This is a genomic window from Streptomyces sp. NPDC057854 (assembly GCF_042797055.1).
Classification (GTDB): Bacteria; Actinomycetota; Actinomycetes; order Streptomycetales; family Streptomycetaceae; genus Streptomyces.
This window is the reverse complement of sequence record NZ_JBHVMF010000018.1, coordinates 143164-166567: the sequence shown is the minus strand read 5'-3', so window position 1 is coordinate 166567 and position 23404 is coordinate 143164. Positions and strand designations below refer to the sequence as shown.

At 72.9% G+C, this 23404-nt stretch carries 21 protein-coding genes; 11 read left to right on the top strand and 10 right to left on the bottom strand.

Features of this window, described 5'->3' with window-relative positions; genetic code table 11:
- Positions 1–18: 18 nt before the first annotated feature.
- Entirely contained in the window at positions 19–1191 is a 1173-nt protein-coding gene (locus ACFVQZ_RS25205) for an adenylate/guanylate cyclase domain-containing protein (RefSeq protein ID WP_030497186.1), read from the bottom strand.
- A gap of 115 nt (positions 1192–1306) precedes the next feature.
- Positions 1307–2158: a biotin--[acetyl-CoA-carboxylase] ligase gene (locus ACFVQZ_RS25200; RefSeq protein WP_383626261.1), complete on the bottom strand. Its 852-nt coding sequence runs from the start codon at positions 2156–2158 to the stop codon at positions 1307–1309.
- A gap of 134 nt (positions 2159–2292) precedes the next feature.
- On the opposite strand from ACFVQZ_RS25200, the gene ACFVQZ_RS25195 reads away from it, so the two are divergent.
- Both ACFVQZ_RS25195 and ACFVQZ_RS25190 read left to right on the top strand, forming a co-directional pair.
- Positions 2293–3897, top strand: a complete 1605-nt coding sequence (locus ACFVQZ_RS25195; protein ID WP_383626258.1) for an acyl-CoA carboxylase subunit beta — start codon at positions 2293–2295, stop codon at positions 3895–3897.
- A 20-nt stretch (positions 3898–3917) separates the two neighbouring features.
- Complete coding sequence (locus tag ACFVQZ_RS25190; protein ID WP_030497183.1) at positions 3918–4130, top strand: acyl-CoA carboxylase epsilon subunit; 213 nt, start codon at positions 3918–3920, stop codon at positions 4128–4130.
- A 68-nt stretch (positions 4131–4198) separates the two neighbouring features.
- Here ACFVQZ_RS25190 and ACFVQZ_RS25185 read toward each other — a convergent pair whose 3' ends face one another.
- Positions 4199–5590 carry an MFS transporter gene (locus tag ACFVQZ_RS25185; RefSeq protein WP_030497182.1) on the bottom strand — a complete coding sequence of 464 codons (1392 nt, stop codon included), beginning with the start codon at positions 5588–5590 and terminating at the stop codon, positions 4199–4201.
- A gap of 69 nt (positions 5591–5659) precedes the next feature.
- On the opposite strand from ACFVQZ_RS25185, the gene ACFVQZ_RS25180 reads away from it, so the two are divergent.
- The 3 genes from ACFVQZ_RS25180 to ACFVQZ_RS25170 all read left to right on the top strand — a co-directional run bounded on the left by ACFVQZ_RS25180 (position 5660) and on the right by ACFVQZ_RS25170 (position 7127).
- Positions 5660–6292 (top strand): TetR/AcrR family transcriptional regulator, encoded by a 633-nt coding sequence (locus tag ACFVQZ_RS25180; protein WP_051788257.1) that lies wholly within the window; start codon positions 5660–5662, stop codon positions 6290–6292.
- A gap of 72 nt (positions 6293–6364) precedes the next feature.
- On the top strand, positions 6365–6493 hold the full coding sequence (gene mmpB / locus ACFVQZ_RS25175) for a morphogenic membrane protein MmpB (RefSeq protein ID WP_321193333.1): 129 nt from the start codon (positions 6365–6367) through the stop codon (positions 6491–6493).
- 13 nt (positions 6494–6506) lie between these two features.
- On the top strand, positions 6507–7127 hold the full coding sequence (locus tag ACFVQZ_RS25170) for a Maf family nucleotide pyrophosphatase (RefSeq protein WP_030497180.1): 621 nt from the start codon (positions 6507–6509) through the stop codon (positions 7125–7127).
- Positions 7128–7142: 15 nt separating this feature from the next.
- Here the strand turns inward: ACFVQZ_RS25170 and ACFVQZ_RS25165 are convergent, their stop codons facing one another.
- On the bottom strand, positions 7143–7571 hold the full coding sequence (locus ACFVQZ_RS25165) for a hypothetical protein (protein ID WP_030497179.1): 429 nt from the start codon (positions 7569–7571) through the stop codon (positions 7143–7145).
- A 373-nt stretch (positions 7572–7944) separates the two neighbouring features.
- Between ACFVQZ_RS25165 and ACFVQZ_RS25160 the strand changes: the two genes are divergently transcribed.
- Positions 7945–9699: a biotin carboxylase N-terminal domain-containing protein gene (locus tag ACFVQZ_RS25160; RefSeq protein WP_030497178.1), complete on the top strand. Its 1755-nt coding sequence runs from the start codon at positions 7945–7947 to the stop codon at positions 9697–9699.
- Between the two features lie 126 nt (positions 9700–9825).
- Here the strand turns inward: ACFVQZ_RS25160 and ACFVQZ_RS25155 are convergent, their stop codons facing one another.
- The gene (locus ACFVQZ_RS25155; RefSeq protein WP_030497177.1) at positions 9826–10752 is read right to left on the bottom strand and encodes a DeoR/GlpR family DNA-binding transcription regulator; all 927 of its coding nucleotides are present in this window, start codon (positions 10750–10752) and stop codon (positions 9826–9828) included.
- A 710-nt stretch (positions 10753–11462) separates the two neighbouring features.
- Between ACFVQZ_RS25155 and ACFVQZ_RS25150 the strand changes: the two genes are divergently transcribed.
- Together ACFVQZ_RS25150 and ACFVQZ_RS25145 are read left to right on the top strand one after the other, a co-directional pair.
- Positions 11463–12146 carry a hypothetical protein gene (locus tag ACFVQZ_RS25150; RefSeq protein ID WP_383626252.1) on the top strand — a complete coding sequence of 228 codons (684 nt, stop codon included), beginning with the start codon at positions 11463–11465 and terminating at the stop codon, positions 12144–12146.
- Between the two features lie 129 nt (positions 12147–12275).
- Entirely contained in the window at positions 12276–14177 is a 1902-nt protein-coding gene (locus tag ACFVQZ_RS25145; RefSeq protein WP_383626249.1) for a hypothetical protein, read from the top strand.
- 60 nt (positions 14178–14237) lie between these two features.
- Here the strand turns inward: ACFVQZ_RS25145 and ACFVQZ_RS25140 are convergent, their stop codons facing one another.
- Positions 14238–15677, bottom strand: coding sequence for an NAD(P)H-quinone dehydrogenase (locus ACFVQZ_RS25140; protein WP_383626247.1), 1440 nt, complete (start codon positions 15675–15677; stop codon positions 14238–14240).
- 254 nt (positions 15678–15931) lie between these two features.
- Between ACFVQZ_RS25140 and ACFVQZ_RS25135 the strand changes: the two genes are divergently transcribed.
- From ACFVQZ_RS25135 to ACFVQZ_RS25125, 3 genes are all read left to right on the top strand, one after another.
- Positions 15932–16369: a gamma-glutamylcyclotransferase gene (locus ACFVQZ_RS25135; RefSeq protein WP_030497175.1), complete on the top strand. Its 438-nt coding sequence runs from the start codon at positions 15932–15934 to the stop codon at positions 16367–16369.
- A 163-nt stretch (positions 16370–16532) separates the two neighbouring features.
- Positions 16533–17336, top strand: a complete 804-nt coding sequence (locus tag ACFVQZ_RS25130; RefSeq protein WP_030497174.1) for a purine-nucleoside phosphorylase — start codon at positions 16533–16535, stop codon at positions 17334–17336.
- 118 nt (positions 17337–17454) lie between these two features.
- Positions 17455–19107 carry a phospho-sugar mutase gene (locus ACFVQZ_RS25125; RefSeq protein WP_383626244.1) on the top strand — a complete coding sequence of 551 codons (1653 nt, stop codon included), beginning with the start codon at positions 17455–17457 and terminating at the stop codon, positions 19105–19107.
- A gap of 68 nt (positions 19108–19175) precedes the next feature.
- Here ACFVQZ_RS25125 and ACFVQZ_RS25120 read toward each other — a convergent pair whose 3' ends face one another.
- The 4 genes from ACFVQZ_RS25120 to ACFVQZ_RS25105 all read right to left on the bottom strand — a co-directional run bounded on the left by ACFVQZ_RS25120 (position 19176) and on the right by ACFVQZ_RS25105 (position 23401).
- Positions 19176–20015 (bottom strand): phosphate ABC transporter ATP-binding protein, encoded by an 840-nt coding sequence (locus tag ACFVQZ_RS25120; protein ID WP_030497172.1) that lies wholly within the window; start codon positions 20013–20015, stop codon positions 19176–19178.
- Positions 20016–20125: 110 nt separating this feature from the next.
- Positions 20126–21001 (bottom strand): sortase domain-bontaining protein, encoded by an 876-nt coding sequence (locus ACFVQZ_RS25115; RefSeq protein WP_030497171.1) that lies wholly within the window; start codon positions 20999–21001, stop codon positions 20126–20128.
- Positions 20998–22302 (bottom strand): LPXTG cell wall anchor domain-containing protein, encoded by a 1305-nt coding sequence (locus ACFVQZ_RS25110; protein WP_383626241.1) that lies wholly within the window; start codon positions 22300–22302, stop codon positions 20998–21000. Before ACFVQZ_RS25110 ends, ACFVQZ_RS25115 begins: the two co-directional genes overlap by 4 nt.
- A 124-nt stretch (positions 22303–22426) precedes the next feature.
- On the bottom strand, positions 22427–23401 hold the full coding sequence (locus ACFVQZ_RS25105) for a substrate-binding domain-containing protein (RefSeq protein ID WP_051788518.1): 975 nt from the start codon (positions 23399–23401) through the stop codon (positions 22427–22429).
- Between the last annotated feature and the right edge of the window lie 3 nt (positions 23402–23404).

The following is a 23404-nucleotide window of genomic DNA, read 5'->3' as shown; positions in this document are numbered from 1 at the left end:
ACATCACCGGGAGGGATCTTAGGTGGGGCGGCGGTTCAGGAGCCAGGGCTCCACCACGCCGAGGCCGCGCACCGACCGCTGCCACATCGGCTGGAGCGCGAAGCGGTACGTCCGGGGGGCGCGGCCCTCCTTCTCGGCCTGGGCGGCCTCCTCCGCCGCCTCGGCCTCGGAGACGGGCACCTCGCCGGTGCGGGTCAGCTCCTCGGCGAAGGCGCTGTCGACCAGGACGGCGTCCTTCGGCGCTATCGAGGTGAGCCGGCTGGCGAGGTTCACGGTGGTGCCGAAGACGTCGCCCATCCGGGTCGTCACGGTGCCGAAGGCGATGCCGACGCGCAGCGCCGGCATGGTCTCGTCCTGGCTGAGGGTCTCGATCAGGCGGAGCGCGATCTCGGCGGCGATGCCGGCGTCGTCCGCCGCGTACAGCACCTCGTCGCCGAGGGTCTTGATGAGCCGGCCGCCGTGCGCGGCGACGAGGTCGGCGCAGGTGGTCTCGAAGGCCTCGACCAGCTCGCCCAGCTCCTCCTCCTCCAGCCGCCGGGTGAGGCGGGTGAAGCCGACGAGGTCGGCGAAGCCGACGGCGAGCCGCCGGTCGACCATCTCCTCGTCGTCGGCGGCCTGCGCGACCCGGCCGGTGGCGGCGGCGAGCTGCCGCCGCCACACGTAGATCAGGAACTCCTCCAGCTCCGGCAGCAGCAGCTCGACCAGCGGGTACGTGACCTCGGCGCGGGTCATGCCGGGCTCGGGCGGCTCGGTCAGGCCCTCCAGGAAGGAATCGATCTGCCACTCGGCCAGCCGGGCGGTGGTCTGCCCGGTGGAGCGGGCCACCTGCACCGCCATCGGCTCGCTGAGCAGCCCCGCCTCGACGAGGCCGGCGAGCCGCCGCAGGGCGAGCACGTCGGCCTCGGTGAGCGCCTTGGCCTGCCCGATGTCGGCGAAGCCCATGGCCCGCCAGAAGCGGGAGGCCAGCTCCATGGAGACGCCGGCGGTGCGGGCGGCCTGGAAGGGGGTGTAGCGGCGGTCGGCGCCGAGGATCAGCTGTTCCAGGCGGATGGCGAGCGGGTCGTCGGGCGGCTCGGCCGTGTGGTCGACGGCGTGGTGGGGGGTCGGGTACGCCGAGGACTCGGCGGCCGTCCCGGACGGCTCGGGGGGGTCGGACCGGCCGTCTCCCGTGTTCGCGTCGTCGACGGTCACCGGCCGCCTCCTGCCCGTTCCCTGCCGCTGCCCACTGTCCTGCCGATCTGTTCGCCTGGATCGCGCTCCACGATACGACAGGTGTGGGCTGGCTCACGCCGGAACGGCCGGGGGATCAGTCCGTCGCGCGCAGGTGGACGATGTCGCCGGCGCCGACCGCCTCGGTGCCGCCGCCCTCGGTGGCGACGATCAGGCGTCCGTCGCCGTCCAGGGCGACGGCCTCGCCCTCCAGCATCCGCTCGCCCGGCAGGTCGGCGCGGACCCGCCGGCCGAGGGTGGAGCAGCCGGCCGCGTAGGCCGCCTGGATCCCGGACGCCGCGGGGTCGCCGCCGGCCCGGGTCCAGGCGCCGTACCGGTCGGCGAGGGAGCGCAGGACGGCGCGCAGCAGGGTGTCGCGGTCGGTGGAGACGGCGCCGGCGAGGAGGAGCGAGCCGGCGGTGGGGACGGGCAGTTCGTCCTCGCGGAGCGTGACGTTGAGGCCGAGGCCGACGACAACGCCGTCCCCGCCGGCCCGCTCGGCGAGGATGCCGCCGGCCTTGCGCTCCTCTCCCCCGACGGTGACGAGGAGGTCGTTGGGCCACTTGAGGGAGACGTCGACGCCGCCGGCCTTCGCCAGGCCGGTGGCGGCGGCGACGCCGGTGAGCAGCGGCAGCCAGCCGAGCCGGTGCGCGGGCACGTCGGGCTTGAGCAGCACGGAGACGAAGAGGCCGGAGCGGGCGGGGGCGCTCCAGGTGCGGTCGAGCCGGCCGCGGCCGGAGGTCTGCTCCTCGGCGACGAGGACGGCGCCCTCGGGGAGTTCGGCGGCGCGGGCGGCGAGGTCGGTGTTGGTGGAGCCGGTGGCGGCGACCACGTCGAGGGAGGTCCAGAGGCCGTCCGGGAGGAGCAGCCCCTGGCGCAGGGCACGGGCGTTGAGCGGGGGCCGGTCGAGGTCGGACCAGGGTCCGCCTGAGGCGTCGGGGTGGGTCATGCAAGCCAGACTAGGTGTGGGATAGACCGCACTGCGCTGCCGTACCGGCGCGGATACGCTACGGGACAGTAGGCCGTCAGTAGCCCATTCGCAGTCAACGAACCCCCCGTGACCAGGCAGGGAGCCGCATCCCGATGTCCGAGCCGGCAGAGCAGTACGAGACCGACATTCACACGACCGCGGGCAAGATCGCGGACCTCAGGCGCCGTATCGACGAGGCCACCCACGCCGGCTCGGAGCGCGCGGTGGAGAAGCAGCACGCCAAGGGCAAGCTGACCGCGCGTGAGCGGATCGCCCTGCTGCTCGACGAGGGCTCGTTCGTGGAGCTGGACGAGCTGGCCCGGCACCGGTCGACCAACTTCGGCCTGGAGAGGAACCGTCCGTACGGCGACGGGGTCGTCACCGGCTACGGCACGGTCGACGGGCGTCCGGTCGCGGTGTTCTCGCAGGACTTCACGGTCTTCGGCGGGGCGCTGGGCGAGACGTACGGGCAGAAGATCATCAAGGTGATGGACTTCGCGCTGAAGACCGGCTGCCCGGTGATCGGCATCAACGACTCCGGCGGCGCCCGCATCCAGGAGGGCGTGAGCGCGCTGGGCATGTACGGCGAGATCTTCCGCCGCAACACCCACGCGTCGGGCGTGATCCCGCAGATCTCGCTGGTCGTCGGCCCGTGCGCGGGCGGCGCGGTGTACTCGCCGGCGATCACCGACTTCACGGTGATGGTGGACCAGACCTCGCACATGTTCATCACGGGGCCGGACGTCATCAAGACGGTGACCGGCGAGGACGTGGGCTTCGAGGAGCTGGGCGGCGCCCGGACGCACAACACGACGTCGGGCGTGGCGCACCACATGGCGGGCGACGAGAAGGACGCCATCGAGTACGTGAAGCAGCTGCTCTCGTACCTGCCGTCGAACAACCTCTCGGAGGCGCCGGCCTTCCCGGAGACGGCGGACACCGAGGTGTCGGCGGAGGACCTGGAGCTCGACGCGCTGATCCCGGACTCGGCGAACCAGCCGTACGACATGCACCAGGTCATCGAGCACGTCGTGGACGACGGCGAGTTCCTGGAGACGCAGGCGCTGTTCGCGCCGAACATCCTGACCGGCTTCGGCCGGGTGGAGGGCTTCCCGGTCGGCGTCGTCGCCAACCAGCCGATGCAGTTCGCGGGCTGTCTGGACATCAACGCGTCGGAGAAGGCCGCGCGGTTCGTGCGGACCTGCGACGCCTTCAACATCCCGGTCCTCACCTTCGTGGACGTGCCGGGCTTCCTGCCGGGCGTGGACCAGGAGTACGGCGGCATCATCCGGCGCGGCGCGAAGCTGATCTACGCGTACGCGGAGGCGACGGTCCCGCTGATCACGGTCATCACGCGGAAGGCGTTCGGCGGCGCGTACGACGTCATGGGCTCCAAGCACCTGGGCGCCGACCTGAACCTGGCGTGGCCGACGGCGCAGATCGCGGTCATGGGCGCGCAGGGCGCCGTGAACATCCTGCACCGCCGGACGATCGCGGAGGCGGAGGCGAACGGCGAGGACGTCGAGGCGGTGCGGGCGCGGCTGATCCAGGAGTACGAGGACACCCTGCTCAACCCGTACACCGCGGCCGAGCGCGGGTACGTCGACGGGGTGATCCTGCCGTCGGAGACGCGGGCGCAGATCGTGAAGGGCCTGCGTCAGCTGCGGACGAAGCGGGAATCCCTGCCCCCGAAGAAGCACGGCAACATCCCGCTCTAGCCCTCGGGAGGGACAGCACGATGATCAAGGTCGTACGAGGCAACCCGACGCCCGAGGAGCTGGCCGCCGCACTGGCGGTGGTCCAGGCCCGGGCCGCGGCGACGGCGGCGGCTGCCGCGCGGAGCGGCGGCCCGGCGGTCCCGGAGGGCTGGTCGGACCCGGCGCGGATCGCGCGGGGGGTGCGCCACCGGCCGGGCCCGCGGGCCTGGGCCCGGTCCGCCTGGCCGGTCTGAACCGTGTGACGTGACGTGAGCGAAGGCCGGACCCCGTGTGCGGGGGGTCCGGCCTTCGGCGTGTCCGCTCACCGCTTCCTGAGGAAGACGGCGGCGGCGAGGGCGGCGAGGGCGACGAGGGCCGCGTTGACGGCGACCGCGCGGGCGATGCCGTCCGGGAGCGTGGCGGCGGTGACGACGACGGCGCTCATCACCGGGGTGCCGAGGGTGATGCCGATCTGCTGGGTCATGGTGGCGATGCCGGTGGCCATGCCCTGCTCGCTGTCGGGGAGGCCGGAGGTGGCGGTGACCATGAAGCCGACGATGGCGAGCATGTTGCCGACGCCGCCGGCGAAGGTGGCCGCGAGCAGCAGCCCGTACGTGCTCCGCTCGTCGCCGATGCCGAGGAGGGCGAGGGTGGCGGCGGCCTGGAGGACGCCGCCGGCGACGAGGGCGGCGCGGGGGGTGAAGCGGCGGAGGAAGCGGGGGGCGAGCAGGCCGCCGAGGACGGTGCCGGCGCCGAGGACGCCGAAGGAGAGGCCGGCGGCGAGCGGGGAGAAGCCGAGCACGTCCTGGAGGTGCAGGGTCATCAGGAAGACCAGCGAGGTCTCGGTGGCGAAGGCGGCCAGCCCGGCGAGGTTGCCCCACACGACGGTGCGGCGGCGCAGCACCCGGAGCGGGACCAGAGGTGCGGCGGAGCGGCGCTCGACGAGCGGGAAGGCGGTGAGCAGGACGGCCGCGGCGGCGAGGGGGACGAGGGTGGCGGGGGCGGCCCAGCCGTGCTCGCCGGCGGCGGTGAGGCCGAGGACGAGGGCGAGCAGGCCGCCGGTGACGGTGACGGCGCCGGGGACGTCGAGCCGGGGGCGGGCGGCGGGGCGGCTCTCCTCGATGACGGCGGGGGCGACGAGCAGGACGGCGAGCGCGACCGGCACGTTGATGAAGAAGGCCCAGCGCCAGGAGAGCAGGTCGGTGAGGACGCCGCCGAGGACGGCTCCGGTGGTGAACCCGGCGGACATCAGGGCGCCGTTGAGGCCGAGGGCCTTGTCGCGGAGCGGACCCTCGGGGAAGGCGGAGGTGAGCAGGGAGAGGCCGGCCGGGGTGACGGCGGCGGTGGCGAGGCCCTGGGCGACGCGGGCGGCCATGAGGAGTTCGGGGCTGGTGGCGAGGCCGCCGGCGAGGGAGGCGGCGCCGAGGACGGCCATGCCGGTGAGGAAGACGCGGCGGCGGCCGAGGAGGTCGGCGAGGCGTCCGAAGAGGAGGGTGAAGCCGGCGGCGGCGAGGGCGAAGGCGGTGGCGATCCACTGGAGTCCGCCGAGGGAGAAGCCGAGTCCCTCGCCGATGACGGGGAGGGCGACGTTCAGGATCGAGAAGTCGACGGCCAGCATGAACTGGGCGACGAGGAGGACGACGAGGACGAGCCGCATCCGCCCGTCCATGCGGGCGGCCGGCGCGGTGGCGGCGGGCGTGTCGAGGGCGACCATGACGGGACCCCTTAATGGGAGACTGGTTCCGTTAAGATGAACGAGACCGTAGCAGACTGCACCGCCTTAATGGAACAGGAGACCCATTTGAGCGAGAGCCCGTCGGCCGTGCCCGGCACCCAGCGCCCCGGAGGCCGTACCGCCAAGGTCCGCCGCGCGGTCCTCGACGCCACCCAGGCGGCCCTCGCCGCCGGCGGCTTCGACAGCCTCAACATGGACCAGATCGCCGCCGCCGCGGGCGTCGGCAAGACCACCGTCTACCGCCGCTGGGGCTCCCCCGCCGGCCTGGTCACCGACCTCCTCGGCGACATGGCCGAGCAGTCCCTGCCCGCCGCCGACACCGGCACCCTCGCCGGCGACCTGCGCGCCAACGCCGCCCTGGTCCTCCGGACCCTCACCGACCCGCGGATGGGCGCCGTCTTCCGCGCCGTCCTCGCCGCCGCCGCCTGCGACCAGGAGTGCGCCCGCGCCCTGCACGGCTTCTACCGCACCCGGCTCGACGAATGGGCCCCGGTCGCCGAACGGGCCCTCGCCCGCGGCGAACTCCCGGCCGGCACCGACCCGCGCGAAGTGCTCCGCGCCGTCTCCGCGCCGCTCTACTACCGCTTCGCCGTCACCCAGGAGGAACCCGTCGCCGCCGACGCCGAACGGGCCGTCACCGCCGCCCTGGCCGCCGCCGCGGCCGGCGCCTACACCGCCTGAGGGACGGGTCCGGGGCGCTGTTGAGTATCCGTACTCAGGCGCCGGAGCCGTCCCGGCAGCAGGATCGGGGGCATGCTGTGGTCCGACCCGGAGAACAAGCCGCCCACCTTCCTGCGCGAGGCCCAGGAGATGCTGCGGAGATCGGGTGTGCTCCTGGCGCTGGCCATGGTCGTCCTGATGCTCGTCATCGGCTCGCGCTGAGTACGCTGCCCCCATGACTGCTGATCACCCGGGCGGCACGCCCCGCCGGCTCGTCCTCGCCTCCGCCTCCCCCGCCCGGCTCGGCCTGCTCCGCCAGGCCGGCCTGGCCCCCGAGGTGATCGTCAGCGGCGTCGACGAGGACAAGGTCCACGCCCCGACCCCGGCCGAGCTCGCCCTGACGCTCGCCGAGGCCAAGGCCGCGCACGTCGCCGCCCGCCCCGAGGCGAGCGGCGCCCTGGTCATCGGCTGCGACTCGGTCCTGGAGCTGGACGGCCGCGCGCTGGGCAAGCCCGCCGACGCCGCCGAGGCCACCGCCCGCTGGAAGGAGATGCGCGGCCGGGTCGGCATCCTGCAGACCGGCCACTGCGTCTACGACACGACAGCCAAGCGGTACGAGTCGGCGACCGCCTCCACGGTCGTGCGGTTCGGCGAGCCGACGGACGAGGAGATCGCGGCGTACGTGGCGAGCGGCGAACCGCTGCACGTGGCGGGCGCGTTCACGCTGGACGGCCGGTCGGCGCCGTTCATCGAGGGCATCGACGGCGACCCCGGCAACGTCATCGGCCTGTCGCTGCCGCTGCTGCGCCGGCTCCTCGCCAAGCTCGACGTGGGCATCACCGAGCTGTGGTCCTGAACGCCTGACGTCACGTCACGCCGTCGCGGGCTCCGCCTTCCCGGAGCCCGCCGGCTCGTCCCCGTACATCACCAGCGTCAGCACGATCAGCCCGACGACGGTCATCAGCACGGCGAAGGCGGTCCAGCCGATCAGGGCCGCCGCGACGGCGCCGAGCAGGCCGTGGACGACCGCGCAGCCGATCAGCAGCCCCCGGCCGAGGCGGCCCGGGGCCCGGTCCCGGAGGCCGGTGAGCAGCGCGACGAGGGAGCAGAGCGCGAGGGCGAGGCCCGAGCCGATGCCCAGGGCCCAGGTGCCGGTGACCATGTGGTCGGGGTCGAGGCCGTCGAGGGACATCGACTGGACCTCCACGAACCGCGCCATGATCGCGTTGACGCCGACGATGGCGGGCGCCTCCACGAGGAGCACGGCGGCCGTGACGAGTGCGATCGGTCTGCGGGCCACCTCGGCCACCCCCAAAATGCGGCTGTTACCGACAGTACGGTCGACAGCGCGAAGGCTACTGGCCGGTAAACCCTCGGACAAGAGTGCGCGCAGGTTGGCCGGAGCACGACGGTCCGGCAAAGAATCGTTGACCCATTCGTAGGGACTCCACAAAGAAACCCGAACGGCGACTGGCTCCACGAACAGAGACCTGCGCCACACCAGAGAGCTACTGTGCCGTCAAGGAACCCTGCGTACCGTGGTGCGACAAGGGATTTCACGACCCGGGCGTCCGCCGCTTCACACTCCGTGTGGGCAAGCTCACCCGTGGGGACGGGTCGAGGGGCCGTGTCGGCAGTCCCTAAACTCAGCTTGTTTCAAGGAGGGAGCCATCGTGCGCAAGGTGCTCATCGCCAACCGTGGCGAAATCGCTGTTCGTGTCGCCCGTGCCTGCCGGGATGCCGGGATCGCCAGCGTAGCCGTCTACGCCGACCCGGACCGGGACGCTCTGCACGTCCGCGCGGCCGACGAGGCGTTCGCCCTGGGCGGTGACACCCCGGCCACCAGCTACCTGGACATGGCCAAGGTGCTCCAGGCCGCGAAGGACTCCGGCGCGGACGCCGTCCACCCGGGCTACGGATTCCTCTCCGAGAACGCGGAGTTCGCCCAGGCCGTCCTCGACGCCGGGCTGACCTGGATCGGCCCGCCGCCGCACGCCATCCGCGACCTCGGCGACAAGGTCGCCGCCCGCCACATCGCCCAGCGCGCCGGCGCCCCGCTCGTCGCGGGCACCCCGGACCCGGTCTCCGGCGCGGACGAGGTCGTCGCCTTCGCCGAGGAGCACGGCCTGCCGATCGCCATCAAGGCGGCCTTCGGCGGCGGCGGACGCGGCCTCAAGGTCGCCCGCACCCTCGAAGAGGTCCCGGAGCTGTACGACTCCGCGGTCCGCGAGGCCGTCGCCGCCTTCGGCCGCGGCGAGTGCTTCGTCGAGCGCTACCTGGACAAGCCGCGGCACGTCGAGACCCAGTGCCTCGCCGACCAGCACGGCAACGTGGTCGTCGTCTCGACCCGTGACTGCTCGCTGCAGCGCCGCCACCAGAAGCTCGTCGAGGAGGCGCCCGCGCCGTTCCTGACGGAGGAGCAGAACGCGCAGCTGTACGCCGCGTCCAAGGCGATCCTGAAGGAGGCCGGCTACGTCGGCGCCGGCACGGTCGAGTTCCTGGTCGGCCTCGACGGGACGATCTCCTTCCTGGAGGTCAACACCCGTCTGCAAGTGGAGCACCCGGTCACCGAGGAGGTCACCGGCATCGACCTGGTCCGCGAGATGTTCCGGATCGCCGACGGCGAGGAGCTGGGCTACGGCGACCCGGAGATCCGGGGCCACTCCTTCGAGTTCCGCATCAACGGCGAGGACCCGGGCCGCAACTTCCTGCCGGCCCCCGGCACGGTCACCCTCTTCCAGCCGCCGACCGGCCCGGGCGTCCGTCTGGACGCGGGCGTCGAGTCCGGCTCGGTCATCGGCCCCGCCTGGGACTCCCTGCTCGCCAAGCTGGTCATCACCGGCGCCACCCGTGAGCAGGCGCTGCAGCGCGCCGCCCGCGCGCTCGCCGAGTTCAAGGTCGAGGGCATGGCCACGGCCATCCCGTTCCACCAGGCCGTCGTGGTCGACCCGGACTTCACCGCCGACCCGTTCCGCGTCCACACCCGGTGGATCGAGACGGAGTTCGTCAACGAGATCAAGCCGTTCACCCCGGCGGGTGCCGACGCGGACGAGGACGAGGCCGGCCGCGAGACCATCGTGGTCGAGGTCGGCGGCAAGCGCCTGGAGGTCTCCCTCCCGTCGTCGCTGGGCATGTCCCTGGCCCGTACGGGTCTGGCCGCCGGTGCCAAGCCGAAGCGCCGCGCCGCGAAGAAGTCCGGCCCGACCGCCTCCGGCGACACCCTCGCCTCGCCCATGCAGGGCACGATCGTGAAGGTCGCGGTCGAGGAGGGCCAGGAGGTCAAGGAGGGCGACCTGATCGTCGTCCTGGAGGCCATGAAGATGGAGCAGCCGCTGAACGCGCACAAGGCGGGCACGGTGACGGGCCTGAGCGCCGAGGTCGGCGCGTCGGTGACGTCCGGCGCCGGCATCTGCGAGATCAAGGGCTGACGTTCCCGCGCGCGAGGGCCCCGCAGGCAGCCGCCTGTGGGGCCCTTCGCCGTGTGCGGGGCACGGGAAGGGACGGCGGCTCACCGCGTACGGGGCGACCCGGGCGGTACGGGACGGGCCGCCGGCTCAGCGGCGGCGCAGGTCCGCGACGCGCGCCGTGCGCTCCATGGGCTCGGCGCCCATGCCGGGGCCGGGGCCGCGGAACTGACCGCCCGGCATCCTGCCTCCGCGCTGGACGGGCAGCGGCATCTCGCGGCGGCCCCGGACGCCCGGCGGCAGCTGCTCGGCGGCGGGGGCGCCGCTCTGGCCGGTGGCGGCCACGGCGATCTGCACGCCCTGGTCGGCGAGGGCTTGGAGCTCGGTGCCGGCCCGCTCGTCGTGCGGCGGGGGCTCGTCGGTGACCAGCCGGGTGATCACGTCGGTCGGCACCGTCTGGAACATGGTGTCGGTGCCGAGCTTGGTGTGGTCGGCGAGGACCACGACCTCGGCGGCGGCCTGCACCAGCGCCCGGTCCACGCTCGCGGAGAGCATGTTGGAGGTGGAGAGCCCGCGCTCGGCGGTGAGCCCGCTGCCGGAGAGGAAGGCGCGGGAGACGCGCAGCCCCTGGAGCGACTGTTCGGCCCCGCTGCCCACGAGCGCGTAGTTGGAGCCGCGCAGGGTGCCGCCGGTCATGACGACCTCGACCCGGTTGGCGTGCGCCAGCGCCTGGGCGACGAGCAGCGAGTTGGTGACCACGGTGAGGCCGGGCACCCGGGCGAGCCGGCGGGCCAGCTCCTGGGTGGTGGTCCCGGCGCCGACGACGATGGCCTCGCCCTCTTCGACCAGGCTCGCGGCGACGTCGGCGATGGCCGTCTTCTCCGCGGTCGCGAGATGGGATTTCTGCGGGAAGCCGGACTCTCGCGTGAATCCGCCCGGCAGCACCGCACCGCCGTGCCGGCGGTCGAGGAGTCCTTCTGCCTCCAGGGCCCGTACGTCGCGGCGCACGGTCACTTCGGAGGTCTGGACGACGCGGGCGAGCTCGCGGAGCGACACGGCCCCATTGGCTCGCACCATTTCGAGGATCAACTGGCGACGTTCTGCAGCGAACACGAAACTGACAGTAACGTGCGCCGCCGGTGCTTTTCAGCACTATGGACCGGATTGCGGAAGATGCACACAAGCGGGGCTCCCCCGTGGTATGGAGAGCCCCGCTTGTGATCGTTCTATGCCCCGATGTGCCGGGGGTTGTCCGAGTCGGCGAACCGTTCCCGCAGGCGAGGGCGGTGACCGCCGCCGCGGTCCGCCGGGTGTCAGCCCTCGCCCGAGGTCTTTCGGGTGTGCAACTGCCGTGCCACTTCGGCGATCGAGCCCGATCGAAGGGGGGACGAAGTGAAAGCATTTGCGACCCCCTCTACGGGCGGCGTTCTGAACAGGCGTTGTTCCCGCGGCAATTGACGGTTGCACTGAAAGGTAGTCACCCACTAGAGTCCTGGCCCATCTGATAAACAGCAAGATCGCTTCACCGGATCGACGTATCCGCGCTCGCCACAAGGCGCCCCTGTCGAAGAGGCAGTTCTCATCGGCTCGGCTCCCCACCTTCACGTCAGCGCGAGCAGGTCTCCATGGACCTCACTCGCGCGACCTGTCGTAGAGGCACGGCACACCCGGTCCGTCCACTGGTAATGAGTGAGCGCTGCGTGCCCTCACCCATCGGAGTGCAGGACGTCGGGCCCCCATGGTCGTCTCCTGCGTCGAGCCCCAGCAGGGCTCCGAGGAGGCAAGACATGTCCCGCCATGCCCGGAGGATCACGCACCCCGAGCTGCCGGCTTCGGGGTTAGTCGCGCTGTGCGACGAGTCCATGCGTCAGCGGACCGAAGGATCGACCGGCATCTACATTCTGTCGGCGATCATCGCCGAGACTGCCGCGCTGCCGGTCATCAGGGACGGCATGACGGGGCTCCTCCTCCGCAAACAGCGCGGCAAGCTGCACTGGCGCGCCGAATCCTCCTCCCGCCGAGACGTACTCGCCCGGAAGGTGGGGGGACTCCCCGCGGAGATCGTTGTCGCCACCTTCTGCGGACTGATCCGAAACAAGCAGGAGCGGGCCCGCAAGAAGGCCCTTCACACCCTCCTGCTCGATCTCGCCGACCGTGCTGTTTCCGCCGCGATCCTCGAATCCCGGGGTGACCGGGAAGACAGTTCCGACATCGCCGAACTGCAGAGGCTGCGCCGGACGGGTGCGCTGGAGCCGCGGCTGCGCATGAGTCATCGGCTCGGCGCCGACGAGCCCGCACTGTGGGCCGCGGACATCGCCGCCGGTGCCTACGTCGCCGCCCACGCCGACACCGGCAAGCACTGGGCGACCCTCCAGGCCGGCGGCAAGGTCACGGTATTGACCTGCAGTGCCTGCGGAAGCCCCCACCTGCCGGGATCGGGGGACGAGGGCCTGTGGGACGCCCAGCCGTGAGAAGCGCGAAGGCCAGACCTCCGTCGTCCGGCGGATTGTCTGGCCTCACTTCCGGCTCCTCCGTGGAGCCGGCAACACCTCTACTCTGCCCCGCCGGCGTAGCCCGGTCAAGCGGAAGGTCTGACACACATGAGCGAACTCGACACCCCCTATGAACTGCCCGAAAGCGAGTATCGACTGCGTGTCGGCGTGCTCGTGGATCGGCTCCAGGACCTCCAGGTCCGCGACACGCGCTCGGTGCGGGCGGCCGCCGAGCGGGTGATCGAACCCCATGACGGCGTCACCACGCACACTCTCGAATCGGCGTCGGAACTCCTCTCCGTCGTGGTCAACCCGAAGACCGTCCGCTCCACCCAGATACGGTCGCAGCGCGTCCGGGGTGGACGGCTCCTTCACCTGCTCAGGGCCACCGTCTGGACGCCGCTCCTCCTCGTGGACGCCACGAACGGCCGCTTCGTGGTGGGGCAGACCTATCTCTCTGATCCGAAGGCGGGCGCGGGCACGGGCGCGAAGCTGGCCCTCGCCGCTCCCGACTCCTCACCGGAGATTCCTTCCCTGGTCTACCGGGGCAGCCGGCAGGCAGTGGCCACGGCACTCGACGCGAACGCCAGCTTCGTGCGCGACGAGAACAACTGGGAAAGCGACATCAAGGCCAACGGCATTCTGATGCCGCTACTGGCGGGACACGTGGAGTTCCGATTCTCCGACGCGCCGCCGAGAGCGGGTGTCGGAGTGGTCGACGGTACGTCACGGACCGCCTCGGCCCACCACATCCTGGGGTACCCCGAGTCCGAGATCCTCACTGGTTCGCCGGATGCGCTGCGCAAGCAGCTCACGAAACGGCTGCACACGCTCGCCACGGACGCGGAAGCCCTCGTCGCCGCCTCCGAGCGGGAAGAGGAGGAGCTGATCCGCCTGGAGGGAGTCGTCAACGCGCTGACGGCCGAGGCCGACCTCATCGTCGGGTGGGGCTGGGACGACCACTGGTCAGGGCGTTCCGCCGGTGTGGTGCCGACCTACGCGAGCACGCTGAATCTCGCGCTCGGCGCGCAGAACATCGAGCCGAGGTCCTTCTCCAAGGAGGCGCAGACAACGCTGCTCGCCGAGCGGTCGGTCAACGCCCTCGCCGACTACGGCTTGATCAGTACAGACGAACTCGTCTACGCGCTGGGCCGCGAGGACCTGACCGAGACCGCGCGCGCCCTGGGCCTGAGCGGTCATCGGGACGAACGCTGCGCGTGGATCATCCGTCTGATGACGGAGCCCGACACCAGGAAGCGCCGCGTGCTGAACGAGGCACTCAACGTCAAGATGTTCAGCGCCAAGGGCCGTTCCCATCCGGCCATCGAACTCGCCCTGCGCTCCTTCTCCGGCCACGACCCCCAGCATCTGGAGAGGGCCCGCAACGCCGCCGTACACGCGCTGTGGTCGACGGTCGGCGCCGAGTGGGACGTCGTTTCCCGGCCCGACGACGCGGCCCTCGACGAGCTGGCGTCCCTGGCCCTCGCGGAGGTCTCCGACGGGCGGCCGGGTGTCGCCTGCCATGAGGTAGCGGCGCGTGGTGTGGTGCCTCTGCTCGCGTTGGGCGGTCTGGGTGTCGACCGTGGTTCGGCCCGGTTCCGCGGCCAGCCCTCCGTCGTGATCACGCGGATGATGAGCAATGCGTGGGGCATCCGGCAGCTCATCGAGACCATCAAGGCGTCTCGCGAAGGCCGTCCCTTCCCTCGCCTGGACCCGGAGGGCAAGCGCATCCCCGACGCGGAGGCGGGAAACACTCCCTCCGCCAACAACGACTGGCTGCGCGAGCAGGTCCTCAGCGAGGAGGTCATCACTCCGATCACCCAAGCAGAGGAACCCGAGAAGGTCCTCTTCTCCGCCCTGGCCCAGGCACGGGACGCCTTCGACTCCTACAAGGAACTCAAGGAACCCATCTTCAGGTCGCTGAGCGGCGACAAATGGCGTGAGGCGTCGAAGACGGCGTCCTGGCTCTCCAGCAAGCTGAACCTGTACGTGAACGACGGCGACGACTGAGCCCCGGGCCAGGAAGGCCCGGAGTCTGGTCTCCGGGCCTTCCCGCGAACCGGCGGAGCTTCAGCCCTCGCCCGAGGTCTTTCGGGTGTGCAACTGCCGTGCCACTTCGGCGATCGAGCCCGACAGGGAGGGGTACACGGTGAAAGCATTTGCGATCTGTTCGACCGTCAGATTGTTGTCGACCGCGATCGAGATGGGGTGGATCAGCTCGCTCGCCTTGGGGGCGACGACGCAGCCGCCGACCACGATCCCCGTGCCCGGACGGCAGAAGATCTTGACGAAGCCGTCCCGGATGCCCTGCATCTTGGCGCGCGGGTTGCGCAGCAGCGGCAGCTTGACGACCTTGGCGTCGATCTTGCCGGCGTCCACGTCGGCCTGGGTGTAGCCGACGGTGGCGATCTCCGGGTCGGTGAAGACGTTCGAGGAGACCGTCTTCAGGTTGAGCGGGGCCACCGCGTCGCCGAGGAAGTGGTACATCGCGATCCGGCCCTGCATGGCGGCGACCGAGGCGAGCGCGAAGACGCCGGTGACGTCGCCGGCCGCGTAGACGCCCGGGGCGGAGGTGCGGGAGACCTTGTCGGTCCAGATGTGCCCGGAGTCCTTGAGCCGGACGCCGGCCTCCTCCAGGCCCATCCCGGCGGTGTTCGGGATCGCGCCGACCGCCATCAGGCAGTGGGTGCCGGAGATGACCCGGCCGTCCGCGAGGGTGACCTCGACCCGGTCGCCGACCCGCTTGGCGGACTCGGCGCGGGAGCGGGCCATGACGTTCATGCCGCGGCGCCGGAAGACGTCCTCCAGGACCGCGGCGGCGTCCGGGTCCTCGCCGGGCAGCACGCGGTCACGGCTGGACACGAGCGTGACCCGGGAGCCGAGGGCCTGGTAGGCGCCGGCGAACTCGGCGCCGGTCACACCGGAGCCGACCACGATGAGCTCCTCCGGGAGCTCCTTCAGGTCGTAGACCTGGGTCCAGTTCAGGATCCGCTCGCCGTCCGGCTTGGCGTCGGCCAGCTCGCGCGGGTGACCGCCGGTCGCGATCAGCACCGCGTCCGCGGTCAGCGTCTCCTCGCTGCCGTCGGCGGCGGTGACGACCACCTGGCGGGAGCCGTCCACGGCCTGCCGGCCGGAGAGCCGGCCGCGGCCGCGCAGCACCCGGGCGCCGGCCCGGGTGACGGAGGCGGTGATGTCGTGCGACTGGGCCAGCGCGAGCCGCTTCACCCGCCGGTTGACCTTGCCGAGGTCCACGCCGACGACGCGGGCGGCCTGCTCGATGTGCGGGGTGTCGTCCGCGACGATGATGCCCAGCTCCTCGTAGGAGGAGTCGAAGGTGGTCATCACCTCGGCGGTGGCGATCAGGGTCTTGGAGGGGACGCAGTCGGTCAGGACGGACGCGCCGCCGAGGCCGTCGCAGTCGACGACGGTCACCTCCGCGCCGAGCTGGGCGCCCACCAGGGCAGCCTCGTATCCGCCGGGTCCGCCGCCGATGATCACGATCCGGGTCACTGGGATCTACGCCTCGCGCTCTCGTTCTGCCGGGGGTGTGCGGCCCCCGCTGGGCTGCAGTGCGTACGCCATTGTCCCGCACGCTTCAAGTGCGTATCCCATTGTCCCGCACCCGGCGCGCCCCCTCGCGCCGGGGCCCGCGCAAACGCCCCGCCCGGGCCCCGCCCGGCCCCCGGCGCACCCCCCGGTCCGCCCCCGGGGCCGCCACCTCGGCGTTCACCGGATCGCCGGACCACTCCCGTACCCTCGGTCCCATGTCGCTCTACGCCGCCTACGCCGGCAACCTCGACGCGCGGCTGATGAGCCGCCGCGCCCCGCACTCCCCGCTGCGCGGCACCGGCTGGCTGAACGGCTGGCGGCTCACCTTCGGCGGCGAGCAGATGGGCTGGGAGGGCGCGCTCGCCACCCTCGTCGAGGCCCCGCGCCGGCAGGTCTTCGTCGCGCTGTACGACATCGCCCCGATGGACGAGGACTCCATGGACCGCTGGGAGGGCGTCGGCCTCGACATCTACCGCCGGATGCGGATCCGGGTGCACACCCTCGACGGCGACGAGCCGGCCTGGGTGTACGTGCTCAACGCGTACGAGGGCGGCCTGCCGTCCGCCCGCTACCTCGGCGAGGTCGCCGACGCGGCGGAGTCCGCGGGCGCGCCCCACGACTACGTGATGGAGCTCCGCAAACGGCCCTGCTGAGACGCGGGCCGGCCGGTTTTCGTCGGAAACGACAAGACAACGATCGCATGTCCGTCCGCGCCGTCATCTACGCGCGTAGGAATTCTCGGGCTAGGCTTCTTCGCGAACGAAATCCGTCCGGGGTCTCCTCCCTCGGACCCCCTCCCCGAGGCGAGAAGAGCCAGTGAACGCTACTGCCAACCCGTACGAGGCCGCCGAGGCCGCGGCCGCGCGCCTGCGCGAGCTGACCGGTGTCGAGAACCACGACGTCGCCCTGGTCATGGGCTCCGGCTGGGCCCCCGCCGTCGACGCCCTGGGCGCGCCCGAGGCCGAGTTCCCCGTCACCGACCTCCCGGGCTTCCCGCCGCCGGCCGTCGAGGGCCACGGCGGCAAGATCCGCTCGTACAAGATCGGTGAGAAGCGCGCCCTGGTCTTCCTCGGCCGCACCCACTTCTACGAGGGCCGCGGGGTCGCCTCCGTCGCGCACGGCGTGCGCACGGCCGTCGCCGCCGGCGTGAAGACCGTCGTCCTGACGAACGGCTGCGGCGGCCTGCGCGAGGGCATGCGCCCCGGCCAGCCGGTCCTCATCAGCGACCACATCAACCTCACGGCCGCCTCGCCGATCGTCGGCGCGAACTTCGTCGACCTCACCGACCTGTACTCGCCGCGGCTGCGCGCGCTGTGCAAGGAGGTCGACGAGACGCTGGAGGAGGGCGTGTACGTCCAGTTCCCCGGCCCGCACTACGAGACGCCCGCCGAGATCAACATGGTCCGCGTCATGGGCGGCGACCTCGTCGGCATGTCCACGGTCCTGGAGGCCATCGCGGCCCGCGAGGCCGGCGCGGAGGTCCTCGGCATCTCCCTGGTGACCAACCTCGCGGCGGGGCTCTCGGGCGAGCCGCTGAACCACGAGGAGGTCCTGCAGGCGGGACGCGACTCGGCGGCGCGGATGGGCGAACTGCTGACGCGGGTCCTGGACCGCATCTGATCCTTCCGGGGCGGGGAAGGGCTCCGCGCGGCGGCCGGCCCCGGCGACCGTCCCCGCCCCGCCCCCATCCGCCCCCCCCCACCCCACCTCACCGCCCGCAGACGAAAGGCGCATCACCGTGACGCAGGACGAACTCCTCGCCCGGGCCCAGGCGTGGCTCGCCGAGGATCCCGACCCGGAGACCCGGGAGGAGCTCGGCGCGCTCCTCGACCGGGGGGAGACCGACGAGCTGGCCGTACGGTTCGCCGGGACGCTGCAGTTCGGCACCGCGGGGCTCCGCGGCGAGCTGGGCGCCGGGCCCATGCGGATGAACCGGTCCGTGGTGATCCGGGCCGCCGCGGGCCTGGCCGCGTACCTGAAGGCGAAGGGGCAGACCGGCGGCCTCGTCGTGATCGGCTACGACGCCCGGTACAAGTCGGCCGACTTCGCCCGGGACACGGCCGCCGTGATGACGGGCGCCGGGCTGCGCGCCGCGCTGCTGCCGCGCCCGCTGCCGACGCCGGTCCTGGCATATGCCATAAGGCACCTGGGCGCCGTCGCCGGCGTCGAGGTGACCGCGAGCCACAACCCGCCGCGCGACAACGGCTACAAGGTGTACCTGGGCGACGGCTCGCAGATCGTGCCGCCGGCCGACGCCGAGATCGCGGCCGAGATCGCCGCCGTCCGCGCGCTGGCGGACGTGCCGCGGCCCGACAGCGGCTGGGAGGTGCTCGGCGACGAGGTCCTGGAGGCGTACCTGGCCCGGACCGACGCCGTGCTGACCCCGGGCTCGCCGCGGACCGCCCGGACGGTGTACACCGCGATGCACGGCGTCGGGAAGGACGTCCTGACGGCGGCCTTCGCCCGGCACGGCTTCCCCGCGCCCGCGCTGGTCGCCGCGCAGGCGGAGCCGGACCCGGCGTTCCCGACGGTCGCGTTCCCGAACCCGGAGGAGCCGGGCGCCATGGACCTCGCCTTCGAGGCGGCCCGGGCCGTGGACCCCGACCTCGTCATCGCCAACGACCCGGACGCCGACCGCTGCGCCGTGGCCGTGCCGGACGCGTCCGTGGAGGGCGGCTGGCGGATGCTCCGCGGGGACGAGGTCGGCGCGCTGCTCGCCGCGCACCTGGTGCGCAAGGGGGCGCGCGGCGTCTTCGCCGAGTCGATCGTGTCGTCGTCGCTGCTCGGCCGGATCGCGGAGGCGGCGGGCGTCGGGTACGAGGAGACGCTGACCGGCTTCAAGTGGATCGCCCGCGTCGAGGGGCTGCGGTACGGCTACGAGGAGGCGCTGGGCTACTGCGTGGACCCGGAGGGCGTCCGCGACAAGGACGGCATCACGGCCGCGCTGCTCGTCGCCGAGCTGGCGTCGGAGCTGAAGGAGCGGGGCCGGACGCTGACCGACCTGCTCGACGACCTGGCGGTCGAGCACGGCCTGCACGCGACGGACCAGCTGTCGGTGCGCGTGGAGGACCTGGGGATCATCGCGAACGCGATGGCGGCGCTGCGGGAGAACCCGCCGGCGCGGCTGGCGGGCCTGACCGTGGTGTCGGCTGAGGACCTGACGAAGGGCACGGAGTCGCTGCCGCCGACGGACGGCCTGCGCTACCACCTGGAGGGCGCGTACAGGGCCCGGGTGATCGTCCGTCCCTCGGGCACCGAGCCCAAGCTGAAGTGCTACCTGGAGGTCGTGGTCCCGGTCGCGGGCGCGAGCGGTCTGGCCGCGGCGCGGGCGACCGGCGCCGAGGTGCTGGGCGCGCTGAAGAAGGACCTGGCGGCGGCCGCGGGGCTGTAGCCGGTCACGACGGCGGAGGGCCGGTACGGGAGTTCCCGTACCGGCCCTCCGCCGCGTCGCCGGCTTCCCTAGCCGAAGCGGCCGTTGACGTAGTCCGCCGTGCGGGGGTCGGCGGGGGCGCCGAACATCGCCTCGGTGGGGCCGTGTTCGACGATCACGCCGGGCGTGCCCTGTTCGGCGAGGAAGAAGGCGCAGGAGTCGGAGACCCGGGCGGCCTGCTGCATGTTGTGGGTGACGATCACGATGGTCACCTCGGACTTCAGCTCGGCGATGGTCTCCTCGACGCGCCGGGTGGAGGTGGGGTCGAGGGCCGAGCAGGGCTCGTCCATGAGGAGCACCCGGGGGCGGACGGCGAGCGCGCGGGCGATGCAGAGGCGCTGCTGCTGGCCGCCGGAGAGGGCGCCGCCGGGCTGCCGGAGCCGGTCCTTGACCTCGTTCCAGAGCCCGGCGCGGGTCAGGCACTCCTCGACGAGGGCGTCCTTCTCGTCGCGGCCGGCCCGGACGCCGCCGAGCTTGAGGCCGGCGAGGACGTTCTCGTACAGGCTCATCGCGGGGAACGGGTTGGGCTTCTGGAAGACCATGCCGATCTCGCGGCGGGCGTGGGTGATGCGGCGGCCACGGTCGTAGATGTCGGCGCCGTCGAGGAGGACCCGGCCCGACAGGGCGGCGGAGCCGATGAGTTCGTGCATCCGGTTGAGGATGCGGAGGAAGGTGGACTTGCCGCAGCCGGAGGGGCCGATGAGGGCGGTCACCTCGTGGGCGGGCATGGCGAGCGAGACCCGGTCGAGAACCTTGCGGTCGCCGAACCAGGCGGAGACGGCCTCGGCTTCGAGCGCGCCGGCGCGGCCGGCCGGCGGCTTCCCGGCGGGCACGGGCGGCAGGGTGACGGTGTCGGCGAGGTCGGTCATGGCGGCATCGGCTCCACGGGGTCCGGAGGAGGTTCAGGAAGGTCAGGGCTCAGAGAGCTCAGACAGCTCAGGGGCTCTCAGGGGTTCAGGGGGTTCAGGGGTTCAGGGGTTCAGAGGAGGTTGGGGAGGAGGCGGGTCAGTTCGCCGGAGACCAGGACGCCGAGGGCGATGAGTACCGGGGTGGCGGCGATCCAGGTCTGGCGGGGGCCCCAGCGGCGGCGGGCGAGGACGGTGAGGACGGCGGCGAGGAGCAGGGCCTGGGCGCCGAGGAAGATCTGCGGCCAGGCGGCCGGGTCGCCGGCGAGCGGCTTCTCGGCGTCGGTGATCCAGCCGGGCCGCAGCGGGCGCGGCGGGCTGGGCTGGGCGTCGCCGGTCAGCCGGGCGTCGACGAAGAGGTAGTCCTCGGGGGTGTACGCGCCGCCGCTCGCGGTCACCAGGGTCAGCCGGCCCTCGCCGTCCTTGAGGCGCGCCGGGGTCGGGTCGCCGGGGCGGCGGACGCCCGTCACCTCGTAGACGGCCTCGCCCTGGCCGGTCGTCACCTCGACGCGGGCGCCGGGCGGCAGCCGGTGCAGGTCGTTGAAGGGGGAGCCGTATCCCCACTGGCGGCCCATGAGCACGGCCTGCCCGGCCTGGCCGGGCAGCGGGGTGTCGCGGCGGTGGCCGGGTCCCGACATCAGGATCCCGGAGGTGGTGCCCTCGGCGACGACCTCGCGCAGTCCGAGGACCGGGATGCGGAGCAGGGCGACGGGGTCGCCGGGGGCGACGGCCTTGCCGTCGTAGGTGGTCTGTCCCACGGGGGCGGTGCCGAGGGCGAGTTGTTCGCGCAGCTCGTCGTAGGCGGTGGCCTGGTCGCGGGCGTGCTGGAGGTGGCCGACGACGGTCAGGTTGGCGGCGAAGCCGATGAGGAGGGCGGCGAGGACGCACAGCGCCGCCCCGGCCAGGCCGAGCCCGGCGCGGGGGGCGGCTGGTGCCGGTGCGGTGGTCACGGCCGGACGACCGCCTTGCGGCGGCGGACCGTGATCATGGCGGCGGCGCCGAGCAGGCAGAGCGCGAGCGCGCCGAGCGCGGCGGAGGCGGCGGAGGCGGCGCCGGTGGCGGCGAGGGTTCCGCCGCTGCCGCCCTGCGGGGCGGCGCCGCCGGAGGAGCCGGAGCCGCCGCCGGTCGCACCGGAGGTGCCGGTGTCGCCGGAGGTGCCCGTGGAGCCGGTGCCGGTGGAGCCGCTGTCACCGGAGGAGCCGCCGGAGGTGCCGGAGGTGGGCGGGGCGGTGGCGGTGAGCGTTCCGCTCGGGGTGTCCGTCGGGGTGGGCTCGTCCGTGGGTTCGTCCGTGGGCCCGTCGGTCGGGTCGTCGGTCGGCTCGTCCGTCGGGTCGTCGGTGGGGCCGTCCGTGGGCGTCGGGGTGGTGTCGGTGGGGGTGGGGGTGCCCGTGGGGCCGGTGGGGGTGTCGGTCGGGGTCGGGGTGGTGGCCGGGCCCGCCGCGAACTCGTGGAGCGCCTGGGAGGGCGTCCAGGCGGCGGGGTCGGCGGGGGTGTACTGGGCGAGGACGGGGAAGACGAGGTTGACCTCGTCGTGCATGGTGGCCGTGATCTGCGCCGTGCCGGAGACGACTTCGGCGGTGCCGAGGTCCTTGGCCTCGCCGGTCGCGGTGTCGAGGGTGAGGAAGCTGACCGTGCCCGTCGCGGTGGCCGGTTCGACGGTCGCCCGGATCGGGAAGGGGCGGCCGGCGGGCGGGGTGGCGCTGTCGGACGCGAGCTTGAGGTTGGTGGCCTGCTGGCTGACGGCGGCCCAGTCCTCCCCGGTGACCTCGATCATCTGGGAGAAGTACTCGGCCCGCGCCTCGGAGTCCGCGGTCTCGCAGGAGAGCCGGAGTTCGTACCGGCCGTCGAGCGGTCCGGCGGGGACGAGTTCGCGCAGCCGGTCCTGGAGCGTGGCGTAGCCGGGTCCGGGGGCGGTGAGCGGGCCGGTGAGCGGGGTGGTGCCGAGCGGGCCGCCGGGGGCGACCTCGGCTATCGGCGCGGTGGCGGCCGGGTCGCCGGGGTTGACCAGCACGAGGACGCCCTTGACGTACGGCCGGGCGGGGTCGGCGGGCGCGGGGCAGGCGGCCGAGGCGGTGACGGACGCCGGGCCGGCGGAGAGGGGGCCGGAGGCGGGCGTCAGCGTGACGGTGCCGTGCCGGGTGGCGGCGGAGGCGGGCGTGGACAGGGCCAGGACGGTCGCGAGGGTGCCGCAGAGGAGGGCGAGGGCCGTGAGCAGCGCCACGGGTGATCTGAGGGCGGTGGGCTTGGGCATGGCGTGGATGTCCTCCGGTGCGGGTGGATGTCGTGGGTCGCGGATCGTGGTGGCCGGCGGGGTACGCCGGGGGCCGGGCACCACGGGGGTGCCCGGCCGGTGTGCGGTCAGGGGAGGGGGCTGGTCAGCGCTCGCCCTTGAGGGTGGTGGCACCGCAGCCGGCGCCGAGGGCGCCGAAGCCGTAGGTGGTGAGGGTGGAGGTGGCGGCGCAGACCTTGGAGGACGAGCCGACGAAGGTCTGGGCGACGGTGGCGTTGGTCAGCTTCGCGGTCGGGACGACGTTGTAGACGTCGCGGACGAAGGGGAAGGACAGGTTGAGCGTCGTGTCGGCGTTGCGCGGGGCGACGCCGCCGACGGAGCCGAGGACGGCCGCGCCGCGGCGGTCGGCGACGGCGCCCTTCTCCTGGGCGGTGTACTGGGCGACGGAGTAGGGGGCGATGTCACCGGCGGAGTCGAGGACGGTGCCGTCGTTCTCCTGGGCGCCCTGCGTGACGCAGGAGCCGGGGGTGGTGACGCCGATGGAGGAGAGGAAGAACTGGCGGGTGCCGGAGTTGGCCTGCGGCAGCAGCGGGGTGAGCGCGACGCCGTTGAGGGAGGTGAGGCTGCACTCGTAGACGGCCTTGAGCTGCGCGGTCGTCAGGGTGGCCGGCAGGGCGCTGTCGGAGCGCTTCACCCAGGAGACCGCGTCCTTGGCGAAGGGGATCCAGGTGAGGTCCGTGGTGCTGGTGTCGACGGGGCCGCGCGAGGAGCGGGCGAAGTCGAGGCAGCCGGAGTTGGTGTCCACGGCGTTGCGGAGCGCGTCGATGCCGGCCGAGGAGCCGTTCGGGCGGTTGATCACACAGCCGGTGGCCTTGGTCTTGACGGTGGCGGTGCCCGTGGCGTTCCAGGAGGCGATGATCTTCTGGCCGAAGGCGTTGACGACGACGTCGCCGAGGCCGTTCATGACGTCCTGGGTCGTGTCGGAGCCGACACCCGCGAGGGTGCGGTACTGGGTGACCGGGTTGGGGTCGGCCTGGGCGGCCGGGGCGAGGGCGACACCGAGGCCGAGGGCGGCGACACCGAGGGCGGCACCGATACGAGCGCGGGACTTGACGTTCACTTC

Excerpts from the sequence above, each read along its gene's own strand:
- ACFVQZ_RS25190 (WP_030497183.1), top strand. The coding sequence starts at position 3,918 with ATGATCAAGGTCGTACGAGGCAACCCGACGCCCGAGGAGCTGGCCGCC.
- ACFVQZ_RS25135 (WP_030497175.1), top strand. The coding sequence starts at position 15,932 with ATGTCGCTCTACGCCGCCTACGCCGGCAACCTCGACGCGCGGCTGATG.
- ACFVQZ_RS25145 (WP_383626249.1), top strand. The coding sequence starts at position 12,276 with ATGAGCGAACTCGACACCCCCTATGAACTGCCCGAAAGCGAGTATCGA.
- ACFVQZ_RS25185 (WP_030497182.1), bottom strand. The coding sequence starts at position 5,590 with ATGGTCGCCCTCGACACGCCCGCCGCCACCGCGCCGGCCGCCCGCATG.
- ACFVQZ_RS25150 (WP_383626252.1), top strand. The coding sequence starts at position 11,463 with ATGTCCCGCCATGCCCGGAGGATCACGCACCCCGAGCTGCCGGCTTCG.
- ACFVQZ_RS25170 (WP_030497180.1), top strand. The coding sequence starts at position 6,507 with ATGACTGCTGATCACCCGGGCGGCACGCCCCGCCGGCTCGTCCTCGCC.
- ACFVQZ_RS25195 (WP_383626258.1), top strand. The coding sequence starts at position 2,293 with ATGTCCGAGCCGGCAGAGCAGTACGAGACCGACATTCACACGACCGCG.
- ACFVQZ_RS25155 (WP_030497177.1), bottom strand. The coding sequence starts at position 10,752 with ATGGTGCGAGCCAATGGGGCCGTGTCGCTCCGCGAGCTCGCCCGCGTC.
- ACFVQZ_RS25200 (WP_383626261.1), bottom strand. The coding sequence starts at position 2,158 with ATGACCCACCCCGACGCCTCAGGCGGACCCTGGTCCGACCTCGACCGG.
- mmpB (WP_321193333.1), top strand. The coding sequence starts at position 6,365 with ATGCTGTGGTCCGACCCGGAGAACAAGCCGCCCACCTTCCTGCGCGAG.
- ACFVQZ_RS25110 (WP_383626241.1), bottom strand. The coding sequence starts at position 22,302 with ATGCCCAAGCCCACCGCCCTCAGATCACCCGTGGCGCTGCTCACGGCC.
- ACFVQZ_RS25180 (WP_051788257.1), top strand. The coding sequence starts at position 5,660 with ATGGAACAGGAGACCCATTTGAGCGAGAGCCCGTCGGCCGTGCCCGGC.
- ACFVQZ_RS25120 (WP_030497172.1), bottom strand. The coding sequence starts at position 20,015 with ATGACCGACCTCGCCGACACCGTCACCCTGCCGCCCGTGCCCGCCGGG.